Annotated in this window: 9 protein-coding genes; 4 read left to right on the top strand and 5 right to left on the bottom strand. The window is 39.3% G+C overall.

Annotated features, from left to right (window positions below; all coding sequences use genetic code 11):
* Positions 1-48 precede the first annotated feature (48 nt).
* On the bottom strand, positions 49-633 hold the full coding sequence (locus tag ACI1P2_RS23485) for a TetR/AcrR family transcriptional regulator (protein WP_355323284.1): 585 nt from the start codon (positions 631-633) through the stop codon (positions 49-51).
* A gap of 169 nt (positions 634-802) precedes the next feature.
* On the opposite strand from ACI1P2_RS23485, the gene ACI1P2_RS23480 reads away from it, so the two are divergent.
* Positions 803-1,789, top strand: coding sequence for an NADP-dependent oxidoreductase (locus ACI1P2_RS23480; protein ID WP_355323281.1), 987 nt, complete (start codon positions 803-805; stop codon positions 1,787-1,789).
* A gap of 122 nt (positions 1,790-1,911) precedes the next feature.
* On the opposite strand, the gene ACI1P2_RS23475 is transcribed toward ACI1P2_RS23480, so the two are convergent.
* From ACI1P2_RS23475 to ACI1P2_RS23465, 3 genes are all read right to left on the bottom strand, one after another.
* Positions 1,912-2,616 carry a FadR/GntR family transcriptional regulator gene (locus tag ACI1P2_RS23475; RefSeq protein ID WP_355323278.1) on the bottom strand — a complete coding sequence of 235 codons (705 nt, stop codon included), beginning with the start codon at positions 2,614-2,616 and terminating at the stop codon, positions 1,912-1,914.
* 113 nt (positions 2,617-2,729) lie between these two features.
* Positions 2,730-4,043, bottom strand: coding sequence for an MFS transporter (locus ACI1P2_RS23470; RefSeq protein WP_355323275.1), 1,314 nt, complete (start codon positions 4,041-4,043; stop codon positions 2,730-2,732).
* A gap of 39 nt (positions 4,044-4,082) precedes the next feature.
* The gene (locus ACI1P2_RS23465) at positions 4,083-5,570 is read right to left on the bottom strand and encodes a sulfatase-like hydrolase/transferase (protein ID WP_355323272.1); all 1,488 of its coding nucleotides are present in this window, start codon (positions 5,568-5,570) and stop codon (positions 4,083-4,085) included.
* A 333-nt stretch (positions 5,571-5,903) separates the two neighbouring features.
* Here ACI1P2_RS23465 and ACI1P2_RS23460 point away from each other — a divergent pair, with 333 nt between their 5' ends.
* From ACI1P2_RS23460 to ACI1P2_RS23450, 3 genes are read left to right on the top strand one after another with little or no spacing between them, the layout of a single operon-like run.
* The gene (locus ACI1P2_RS23460) at positions 5,904-6,233 is read left to right on the top strand and encodes an ArsR/SmtB family transcription factor (RefSeq protein WP_355323269.1); all 330 of its coding nucleotides are present in this window, start codon (positions 5,904-5,906) and stop codon (positions 6,231-6,233) included.
* The gene (locus tag ACI1P2_RS23455; RefSeq protein WP_355323267.1) at positions 6,230-6,772 is read left to right on the top strand and encodes an SRPBCC domain-containing protein; all 543 of its coding nucleotides are present in this window, start codon (positions 6,230-6,232) and stop codon (positions 6,770-6,772) included. The genes ACI1P2_RS23460 and ACI1P2_RS23455 overlap by 4 nt, the downstream gene beginning before the upstream one ends.
* On the top strand, positions 6,769-7,203 hold the full coding sequence (locus ACI1P2_RS23450; protein ID WP_355323264.1) for an SRPBCC family protein: 435 nt from the start codon (positions 6,769-6,771) through the stop codon (positions 7,201-7,203). The genes ACI1P2_RS23455 and ACI1P2_RS23450 overlap by 4 nt, the downstream gene beginning before the upstream one ends.
* 302 nt (positions 7,204-7,505) lie before the next feature.
* Here the strand turns inward: ACI1P2_RS23450 and avs4 are convergent, their stop codons facing one another.
* Positions 7,506-12,236: an AVAST type 4 anti-phage nuclease Avs4 gene (gene avs4, locus ACI1P2_RS23445; protein WP_355323261.1), complete on the bottom strand. Its 4,731-nt coding sequence runs from the start codon at positions 12,234-12,236 to the stop codon at positions 7,506-7,508.
* Positions 12,237-12,324: the final 88 nt, after the last annotated feature.

The raw sequence follows: 12,324 nt of genomic DNA, 5'->3' as shown, positions 1-12,324 counted from the left end.
ATATCTGCGGGTACCATGGGGATTTTTCGCGGATTGGAAGCTCGTTCCTTATTGATCTGCCGATTCGGGCAGCTCATGTGAATCCGCAGACTGCAGTTGAAGTCGTTCCAGCAACTTCCAAAATTGTTCCACCATGACCGACGCCGGATAAGGAATCGAACGGGTAATCCACCATTCCAATAGCCCCGACCCCGCTGAAACTAAAAATTGTACCGTAATTTCCCTGTTCAATTCCCGATCAAAACCGATCGAATCCAGATGCTCGTTCAAGCTTTGTTGAAGCACCGTCTCCATTCGGTTGCGGAACACCATGTTTCCCTTGCTCGTCAGCATCACATTATAAAAAGAAGCATGCTGCTCCAAATATTCAAATGTACGCAGCAGCGCGGCTTTAGAAGTAAAAACCTTCCTCTCTTCCGGCATACAGCTTTGCATCAGCTGATTCAATTGAACTTCCATGCATTGATCGCGCAGATCGTATTTGTCCGTGAAATGCAAGTAAACCGTCCCACGATTTACATTTGCTTCTTCCGCAATTTGATTGATCGTAATACTTTCAAAATCCTTTTCCGACATCAGCTTCATAAAAGCGTCCATAATCGCTTGCCTCGATTTTTGAATACGCCTGTCCATATCATTCTCCCCTTTTATCCAAAAAATGAACATTTCGAAGCCCGCTGTTGAAAAATCAACATCCGCGCCTGTTTTAACCATTGAGCACCATCAATTTCCCTGATACAGTCACTATATAAAACATATGTTGAAAAAACAACATATGATCAATTTAATAGGAGGCATCATCATGAAAGCTATAGCCTTGACAAGCTTTGGAATCCCCGGAACGCTGGAGGAACTGGAAATGCCGATTCCCGCACTCACCGATACACAGGTTCTCGTCGAAATGCGCGCCTCTTCCATCAACCCGGCAGATATTCAATTGCGCAGCGGCGCGATTCTCAAGAGTTCGATGGCTGATAAATTTTCGGCACAATTGCCGCTCGTTCTTGGTGTTGATGTGGCCGGTGTCGTAAAAGAAGTTGGCGCTAAGGTGAGTCATTTCAAGCCGGGGGATCGTGTTATGGGTATGGTTCCGATGGCGATGGGGTCCTACATGGACTATGTTGCGGTGGAGGAAGATCATCTGGCCGTCATCCCGGAAAGTCTTTCCTTCGAAGAGGCCGGAGCCACGCCGACGGTTGCCCTGACAGCATGGCAAGCGTTGTTCGAGCATGGCCGCCTTCAATCGGGACAACGCATCCTTGTGCAAGCCGGTGCCGGAGGCGTGGGTCATGCGGCGGTCCAATTGGCCAAGCAGCATGGAGCGTATGTTATCGCAACCGCGAGGGACTATAATCATGATTTCGTCAAAGGACTCGGTGCGGACGAGGTGATCGACTACACGAAAATCGACTTTGCCACCCACATAACCGAGCCTGTCGATATCGTGCTGGATTCCGCCAAGGATACATCCACTTTCGGTACCGGGCTGCCGGGAGAAATCGGAGAGAAGAACTACTCGGTCATCAAGGATGGCGGCACCTATGTTTCAGTGGTGGCATTTGCGATTAATCAACATCCGCAGGTCCGCGGCATTGATGCACGTTTCTTCCAGGCAGTACCCAACCGGGCCGATTTTGAAGCCATTGTGCGCAGCATGCAAGAGGGCAAGCTGAAAATACACATCGAGGATACCTTCCCCTTCACTGCTCAAGGCCTGCTTCAGGCGTACCGTAAAAGCGAAGCGCAACAAAAACGGGGGAAAGTCATAATATCGAAAAACATGCGGTAAGCATCGTCAGTGAATTCAAAAATTAAATCCGGGCCGGACAAGGGTCTTAACCTTATCCGGCCCGGATGTTCTTGGTACAATAGGCTTTGAGCAGAGAACAGGCTCGAGGTTGAACCAAAAAATCAGCCTTGTGTGTTCTCACTCATCTCATCATAGTTTTTTACGCCCCACAACAGATGATTCTCCATCTTAGTGAGTGCAGAGGGTAAGTCTTTATTTTTTATACTTTGGAAAATATCCATGTGCTCCTGATGACTAATTTCCAAGCTTCTACGACGCCAGCCCTTGCTTGTTATATCGTCCCAAAGGTCATGGATTAAATTTTGCATCATAATTAAAATGCGATTTCCCGCCATTTCGGCCAGCAATTGTTCAAAGGCAAAATGTTGATTGTACTTTGTTGATTTTTTTTCATCTGCTGCATCTTCCTCAACCGAAGTTAAGTAAGATTCAATTTTATCCAGCATGATTGGAGTCGCCCTTTGTATAGCAAGCCGGATAATCTCTAACTCTATAGCCACTCTGGTTTCCATGATTTCTTCGACAAGGATTCTTTTATTGTGAATTTGTCCCTGTATAGGAAGAAGCAGAGATGCCAGATTAACCTCCTTCACATAACAACCTGATCCTTGTCGAACCTCTATGATACCCAGTGCTTTCAATCCGCTTAACGCCTCACGAACTGAACTTCTCCCCACTCCAAAGAGTTCTGACAATTCCCGTTCTGTAGGAAGCTTATCCCCGCTTTTATAACCTTTTTGTAAAATAAAATTGTATAAAGTTTTTGAAAACGGAACTTTTTCTGAATTAGAAGAACTGTCGACCATTTTTTTCTCCCATTAATCATATTTTCATAAGTGAATGCTCACTACTATGAAATAATGTACACTTAATTAATTAAGTATAACATCTTAATATTAATGAGGAAATAGGAGTGACTTCACTGCAATTTAAAGCGCTCAATTTTTCCTACAATTAACAAATAACATAAAATTGCAGCCAGAGCATGAATACCAACATAGACAAGCGCCAAATTAAATGATCCTGTCCCTTGTATAATGTAACCGATTACAATTGGCGTGATAATGCCAGCTATATTTCCGAAAGTATTTAACAGGCCACCGCTAATACCGAGAGCCTCTTTTGGTGCAACATCAGAAACGACACACCAGCCAAGAGCGCCAAATCCTTTTCCAAAAAACGATAAAGACATTAGGAAAATAACAAGTCCTTCCGAGCTGACGTAATTGCAGCCAATCATCGTTATGGACATCAGCATGCCTGCTACTATAGGAATTTTCCTCGCTGCGGTTAAAGAAAAACCTCTTTTAATCAAGTAATCCGAGAAAATTCCACTTAATATACTCGCTGTAAACCCACAAAGCGCCGGTAAAGAAGCGACAAAACCCGCCTGCAGAATGGACATGCCACGCTCTTTGACCAAGTATACCGGAAACCAGGTCAGAAAAAAGTAAGTCATCACATTAATGCAATATTGTCCGATAAAAATGCCCATTAACATACGATTTTTCAGCAGCTTTTTAATATATGGCCATTTCGATTCTTTATTTTCCAGGGTCGCTTTGGCATCCAAATCAACCATGGCTCCCCCTTGCTCGATATACTCCAGTTCTGCCGCATTGATGCGAGGATGCTCTTTCGGACTATAGATCGTTTTCAGCCAAACAATACTTAAGATAACCCCAAGTCCACCCATAAAGATAAAATTGCTTTTCCAGCCATAGGTTTGTGTAACATAGGCCATAATTGGCGAAAAGATAACCGTTGCTCCATATTGAGCTGAAGAGAAGATGGCTGCTGCCGTTCCCCTTTCTTTAGCAGGGAACCAGGAAGCCGTAATGCGGCTATTCGCAGGATAGGCTGGCGCTTCCGCCAAGCCTGTAAAAAATCTTAAAATAAACAATGCCGCGATAAGTGCAGCGCCTGCAAGAAAACCAACGAAGCCTTGAAAAAGTGTAAAAAGGGACCAAAAGAAAATACTGAGGAAATAAATTTTCTTAGATCCAAAACGGTCAAGCAGCCAACCACCCGGAATTTGTGCACCGACATATGCCCATGAAAATGCTGAAAATATATAACCCAGCGAGACCGCATCTATTCCAAGCTCATTTTGCATCGATGGAGCACCGATGGAGATGGCCGCCCGATCAGCGTAATTCAGGGATGAAATGACGAACAGCATCATTATTATAGTCCATCGAACATTACTTTTTTTGACTTGTGAAAGATTCATCATTTAAGCCTCCTTGTTCATGCTCTTTGCTGTCACTTATTAACGAATCCCGCGCTGCAGCAGTAAATCCCTGTTGCTTAAAATACCGCAGTTTTCTTGAATAGGCTTATATTCAAATGATTTGGATGGTTTCCCTATAAGCTTCCCATCCTCTAACCATTCAAGATCACTGCCATATAAACGGGATGTTAATGTATCAGTCAGCTTTTCCTTTACGCTTTTATACTCAACGTTGTCGGACAGGTCCACCATTTCCTTCGGATCATGAACCAGATCAAATAATTGAAATTGATTTCCAACCGCGTAGTAAATGAGTTTAAACCGCTCGGTCCGGATCATCCTGGTAGCTCTGTCATCTTCCCATAGTTCTCCGTAAATGTAATCTCTCTTGTTATTTTTATTAAACAAAGATATTCCTTCCACGGTTTCCGGGATCGGGAGATTGCACATATCCAGCAGTGTAGGCATGATATCCTTCAGTTCCGCCAGACGGTCATCAGTTACATTGAATCCCCAGTCTGCATGATCTTTCGCAGGCACAATGATTAAAGGGATTTTAGCTGCATCTTCATAAAAGAGATTTTTCCCCCATAAATTATGATTTCCCAACATCTCGCCATGATCAGATGTAATGACAATAATCGTGTTATCGAGGACTTTTTCATCCCGAAGCGTCCCTATGATCGACCTTATGGAATAATCAATATGAGTACAGGCTGCATAAAAACCTTTTCTGGCCTTTCGAAGCAAATTCTCCGTTTTAATGTCATACAGACTGCTGTAGTATTTAGCGGAATATGGTGTTGAACCAGCATCCTCGGCCCAATCCGCGACGTAAGGGCTTTCAATATCCACATCATCGTACATATCCAGGAAAACTTGCGGAGGAACAACAGGCGGATGTGGCGCGGTGAAACCGCAGTACCAAAAAGCTGGTTTAGTCGGATCTCTGCGAATAATTTGTTCACACATTTGCCTTGTTGTCCAGCTCGTCTGATGAAGCTCATCCGGCAAGTGCCATGGTCTCGTAATATAATTATTGTTTGACATGCCATGTGCAAAGTCTAATCCTGCATAACCCGCCCTGTTGATAAATCGGGTATAATCATCCTCCCTCATCTCATGGGGAAAGTTAACCTTCCGCCCTTCTTCATTTAAAATGACATCATCGAATCCAATCCGTGCTCGCTGCGGATACACATGCAGTTTGCCAACTGCATAAGTTTGATAACCATTGGTTTTAAATACTTCGGGAAGTGTAGGAACATCCGGCATTTCAAGAAATTCATTAAACGTCCTGTCACCATGCGTTCTTGAGCTTGTTCCCGTCATGATCTCTCTTCTAGCCGGAATGCAAACCGGCGTTGGGCTGTAAGCGTTGTCAAAACTGACACCTACTTTTGCCAGCTCATCAAGTGTGGGTGAAAAAAAATCCTCCCTGCCCTTTCTCCCCAATAAACTGGCTGGCCACTGATCCGCTGTAATAAATAAAACATTTTTCTTTTTATTTCTGTTACTGTCACTCACATGATTTCCTCCTGGCTCTATGGTAGTATCTCTCCATCCACGAACAATTTCCAAAATTTAATCAACCATGAACAACCTCCTTTTAAATTGGTATGACAAATTAATAAATACATATGATGAATATGATTATAAAATATCCTTTAAGAGACTTCAATCATTATTTAAAAATTTCTGCAATTCCTGAAAGCAAAAAATTTGCCGTGATGCCGGAGTCGTTGAAAAATCATTACGATGATAAGCGGATAACGAATGAGAGTTGGATTCATTATATGAACTTGCAGTTATATAACCGATTATTTATAATGGGTTGAAGAAAATAGAGGTGAAGTTGCTATGCTCGACACGTATGCCGTGATCGCCGAACCCTCACGTCGGCGCATCATGGACCAACTGCTGCAAGGCGATTCCAGTGTTACAGAACTTGTCGACGCCCTTGGCATGTCGCAACCGCTTGTCTCCAAGCATCTGCGGACACTTCGGGACAGCGGCCTGGTAAGAGTAAGGGTCGTTGCCCAGCGCCGCATCTATTCGCTCGACGCCGGCCCGCTCGCGGAGGTCGACAGCTGGCTCAGCGCTTATCGGGCTGAGTGGAACAGGCATGTGGACGCACTGGATAGGTATCTTAAACAAAAGAAACAAAAACGGGAGGACGATGTTACATGAATATTAGCGATTCGGGAAATCCGCGGCTAGACAAGGACGGCAACGATTGGGTTCTAGTGCTCACGCGCACATTGAAGCATTCAATCAACGAAGTCTGGACGGCCCTAACCGCAGCTGAGCAGCTTCCGGCTTGGGGTCCGTTTAAAACAGACAGGGATTTAACTACAGTCGGTACAGTACGGCTGGAGCATATCGACATGCCGGAAGAAAACATTATGCAAGGAGCCGTATTGGAGGTGAACGCGCCGCAATTGCTCGTTTTCCGCTGGGGTGACGACATCCTGCGCTGGGAGTTGAGTGACGATGGAGAGCATACTGTTCTCGTCTTGTATCATCGTTTTGCGGACCACAAACAGGCTCCATCTTATGCGGCGGGCTGGCATCTATGCCTGGATGGGCTTATCGGGCTATTGGGCGGCAAGAAAATGCCATCCATGGCGGGCCATAACGCTTACAATTATGGGTACAATGAGTTGTATGCACAGTACGCAAAACAGCTTGGAATTGAGCTGGACTCCCAAGGAGGAAATAATTCATGAACAACGTTTCGAAAATGAAAATCCACAAACCCGCTCATGAAGTGTTTGAGGCTTTCGTAGATCCAGCCAAGATCGGCAACTTTTGGTTCTCGTCGAGCTCCGCCAGATGGGAGCCTGGCAAGACGATTAAACTGCGTTACGAGGAATACGATGCAGAGGGCGAAATTACCGTCACCGAAATCGTCAATAATGAAAAGATCGTGTTCGAGTGGAACTATGGCGAAGACGTGCATACGGTCACGATCACGCTGACCGAGCCGGAGGCCGGAAGCACCGTCGTGGAGATCGTCGAGGAAGGTTTCAAGGACAGCGGCGAAGGATGGATCGAGCTGCTGATCGGCAACAAAGAAGGCTGGGTGTACATGCTTACTTGCCTGAAGGCTTATATGGAATTCGGTATCACGACATTGAGAGCAGCTTTAGTGAAATAGGGCCTCCCCATAGCGACATTTGGATCGGCTCGTTCCATGCTCCTTTTCAGTGGAAGGGGCATTCCCATAGTCATTGAAAATAGATTGGGAATGCCCTTTTTTAAATTTGCTTGTATTTTATAGGACAGCCTTCAATGTCTTGATTTACAAACAATGCTGAACTGTTAATCCGCTTACTCTTAGTTAACGGTTAATGTACGTATTGTATCAGTCGTCTTAGTCATTCATTGAAGGGCATTTTTAACTTGTTGCTCTGAGTTTGAGTGAACCCCAACACTAGAAGTAAAAAAATAAAAAAATATCTATAAAATATTCTCTCTCAACATATAGCCAACGACGGAACCCTTTTCAACTAAATAATCTAATATCACTAAAACGTCCAGCTTTTGTTTTTTCCATTTTCTTATATCTTCTCGCTTTTGGTAAATATGTTTTTTAACAATATTTTCCATATAATATACAGTGTTTGAATCTAATTTTGAGTCCCACAACACCTCATTCTTATTTAACATTTCTGAAATCCAAACTATTCCAGCATATAAGTAGTTGCTGCCAATACTATTTAATAGCTTAGAAAGCGAATATAATGTAGATGGGCAGTGACCTATTTTCCTTGAAACTTCTTTAAAAAAACTTTTGTCTTTCTCTCGGAAAGTTTGCCATTCAGTTGCTGCTTCTTTCCACGGAATACTTGCAAATAGGTAACTTTTTATTATGTCAGCTACATACCAATCCCTTTCTCCCTCTTTAGTGAGTTCAACAATTTTTTCAAAAAAGGTATCCCACACTTTCCAAAATTTATCTTTAGTTTTAAGACTATCTTCAGCAAGAATAAATTGCTCAAAAAATTCTGCAAAAAACTTTGAGCTATTAAAATTATCTACAAACGGCTTCAAATATAAAAGTGCATAACTTTCAGCAGAACTTAAAACCAAGTTTGATAATTTAACTAAAAAATCGTGTTTTAAAGAATAATTAACTTCATCTTCCCTTTCATCTGATGTTAGGTCATTTGCAAATTTAAATATAATTTCTTGCGCTAATTGTATATGTTCGAGACTTTCAGTTCCCAAAGGTATCAATTGGAAGGCAGTTATCAAGGATTCCAAACTTAATTTGTCTATTTTCTCCACATCGCGGATACTAATTTCATTATCTATTATTTTTTGTATATCATTCTCATTTTCCTGAAAAAATGCCTCCAACACTTCATTTTCATTTAATTCATAAATACTATGTCGATACTTTTCTTTCCAAAGCTTTTTACGAACTGATTCATATTTTGGAATTAAAGTTAGATAGCCAATCAAAATAGAATGGGCATCTTCAAAATTCAATTTCCATAAATCCTTAATTATTGCATTGATAGAGAAGTCTGCAAAATCAGCATAATGACCAATACTATGAGGATCAAAAAGTATCATCAATAAAATAAATTTTATCACATCCCTCTCGTCAGGGAATTCTCTTATTAATATTGGCAATACAGAAATTGCAGACTCTACCCCATCCGATATTTGGTACTGATAGTTCGGAGTAAATGAGGAAGCTGCTGCATCCAATATAATATCTTTACAAAAAACCTTGTCCTCTTCATTAAGTAAGTTATAAAAATCCCTGATCAAAACAGAGCACACCTCAGCAGGAATTGAATGATTAAATAGGAAAAAATCTTCATAATCATATTGTTGCTGATTATTAACCGTATCCATTTCAGCAAGTCTTTCAAATTCTGCGATAATATCCTGTGTTTCTTTAAGTGCAAGTTTTGAATTATCCTCATAATTGGAGTACTGCTTATATTGTTCTTCTTTTTTCATTCTATAAATTGCCCATAATTTTAACGAAGTGTACTTCATCTTTGCAGAACTTTGTCTCAATGAACTTTCGCTATATTCACGAACCTCTGGTTCCAACTCGGGATTAAAACTTATAAGAATTTCTCCATCTTTTTCTTCTATAATCGGGCTCATTTTTCGTCTGTCCATTCTCGCTAAGTAAAGCTTCCACGTTTTTGTACTCTCATTTTCAATGTATAATTCTGACAATTCATTGTGAAATGTGTCAAGAACACTCCAGACGGCTTTTTGTCTTTGCACTGCGTCCTCTTCACTGACTTCTTTATTGCTAAAAAATTGATATTCAAGCGCAATGTGCTCAAGGCTCTTAGTTCTATGCTTATCACTACAGGTTTTGATTCGTTCATCTTGATAAAGTTTAGAACTATAATTTAGCCCATATCCAATGGAGTAATTTAATTTTGCAGATTGATCAAGTACCATTCTATGAGTATCATAGAAGAACAGCTCTTTTGACTTAAATAAAACGATTGCAACATTAAATGTTTTTTCCGGGTATGCCAGTACAATACTAACTACAATTGCAGTTACCGATGCTGATTTTGAGTTTTTTAGTAAATACAGTAGACACCCCTCTAGTATTTCAGCATCTGTATTTTTTGCTTCCTCAAAAAGTACTTTCTCCAAAGCCATATGCATTGATTCTAAAACATTTGGTGCAACTTGTGTTCCCCTGTAAATGTTCCATATCCTATTGCAAATATATTGTTTATAACTTTTATTTTCAATTTGAAGTTCGATTGTTGTAACTTCGTCTCGTGCGAAATCAGATTTTGCAAAGCTTTCGACCGTCTTATTCGTAAAATCCAAAATGAATTTAATTGTCTGAGCAAATGAAACTTTTAATAACCAATAAATTGGGGTCTGATAAGCGCTCGCAGGATAATATTTATTTATTCTTTCATCAATGCAAAAGTAGTCTTCAACACCTAATCTCGAGTGAAAAAAATTTCTTCTTTCATTTGATTGAAACCAAAATAAATCTCCTAGTTTTAAAACATATTCCGGTAATACCCTAATAACCTCAAAATTCTTACTTAAAATCAATTCTACTAAATGATAGTAAGGTGACCCATGATCTTTTGATTTATTTGTTAATATCCCATCAAATATTTCAGCTAATTCCGTCTTTAATTCGAAACCACCGTATAGAATAGTCTCAAGAATTTTATCTTTATTGTCATCATAACGGGATAAATGACCATTTTCTTGTATAATCCACTGATAGTATTTCAGAGCAATCAAGCCCGATAATTTTGTAGTTTCACCTTTCTTGAATTTCATATTCCAATCATGGACTACTGGCAAAATAAAACTTATATTATTCAGCCCAATTTCATCCAAGTGTTTAAAAACAAATTCTATTAAGCTTTTCCATCCACTCCCCTTTGGTCTCGTAAAAATATATTTAATAGATAAGAGATCGATATTCTTCATTCCTAATTGCTGAAAAATATCATCGTCCACTTCTTTACAAGAAATTCTTAACAAGAAAGATATCCTTTGTAATAGCTTTTGGTCTTTATTCAAAAATACACTTTTAAATGCATCGAAAAAATATTCGGAGTAATCGCAAAGCAATACCGAAATCATTACTTCGTCCTTCCAGAAACTTGACACCTGCTCATCTTCAATTAGTTCTTCAATGAATTCTTTAATAGACTCAACTTCAAGCAAAAGTTTCTCAGATATCCAATTTCTAAAGCTTCTTCGAATTGGAAGTGTATCTCCAATTCTTTTGAAAAATTCAAAATTGTTATCTCCCCTAATAAATTCGGATTCGATAATCTTTTCTAATGCCCATTCTTCGTAAATATCATGAGAGATAAAGTAACCTGCTGTTTCATAACCAAGAATACCATCCTCAACAAGAGAGTCTAAATTTGGATCATTAGGATCTACTGTCACATAAAAATGGTTTTCATTCGCTCTTTTAAAAGCAATATGCAAAAAAGATTGTTCCCTGGAGGGTTTTGCTTTTTTAATTATTTTATTCCACAATAAATCTTTAAATTTTACATATCCTACATGCTCTTCTTCCGTATAGAACTTCAGGTACTCATTTAAATAAAATGGATTTGTAATAAGATCCAACAACTTAAAATCATTTGGAAGATCAAAATTGTAACTCTCTGCTATACTCCTAATCTCTTCTAAAGTTAATTTGCTAATATGAAAATTCAATGGTTTTAACCGATAATTATCAATAAAGTGAATTTCAAGATCTAATAAATATTGACTCCTCGCAGTAAACACAACTTTCCAATCATTTTTTAGTAATGCTGAGAGAAATTCTTTAAATGGATCTGTATTATTTATATCAATAAGCTTTTCCGTAGAATCAATTACAAATATCTTTTTGCTTTCGCCTTTGTGAATTGTAATAAAATCACTCAAGTTAGAATTCCCAAATAAACGATTAACGTTGGTGATTTCAAATTCATTGGCCTTCAGTATGTAAAAAGGAACGGTATCATTTAATTCATTGTATAATTTTTTTATGACTGCTGTTTTACCTACTCCTCCTTCACCACTTAGTACCACTATTGATTTTTTTCCAATCTCAGTATTCAAATTTTGAAGAAGTTTACTTCTTTCCAACTCTAGTTGGTGTTCATTGAAAACAATAGAGGTTTGAATTTCTGATAATAAAGACTCAGTATGCTTTTTCATATACTTTATTGAATCAATAACAGTCTTTTCTAGGCTGAAAAAGTATTGAGCTATAAGTGAATTATCTAATGTTACAAAAGGTGTTTCGAAAAAACTAGCGGTTCTCCACTCTATTTGAAGATTGAATTTGTTAGCTTCATTTTCAACATCAATCTTAACTTGAGGATCGTTTTGATTTTTCCCTTGTCCCCATTCCTGATTAGTAAAAAAAATTATTTTTGTTAAATTAGGATAGTCTCGGTTACTTTTTTTCAACATTTCAATAAAATCGCTCTTATGTTCCGATAATGTGGTCTCGTAGAACTTTGCCTGCCATCCTATTACTTCGTTTTCTTTTGTTATCGGGTTAGTTTCTATTCCTGATTGATTTTTGTAACGAAAGATACCTGTAGATAAATTAAATTCAACACAAAAAAGTAAATAACACATCCATTCAAAGTTTTTCTGCGGGTTCTCACTAAACTTTGCTTTGAATATATTCCAATCTGGTTTAGTTATCACTACGTTCTCCTCCTTGTATGTTAAGAGCATCTCCTGATTTGGGGTTGCTCTTTTCCTTTTGCTCTTTGAAAAATGAATAAGTTGAAAT

This window comes from Paenibacillus jiangxiensis, assembly GCF_046098255.1.
Lineage (GTDB): Bacteria > Bacillota > Bacilli > Paenibacillales > Paenibacillaceae > Paenibacillus > Paenibacillus jiagnxiensis.
The sequence above is the reverse complement of the archived record's forward strand: the minus strand, read 5'-3'. Positions and strand labels throughout refer to the sequence as shown.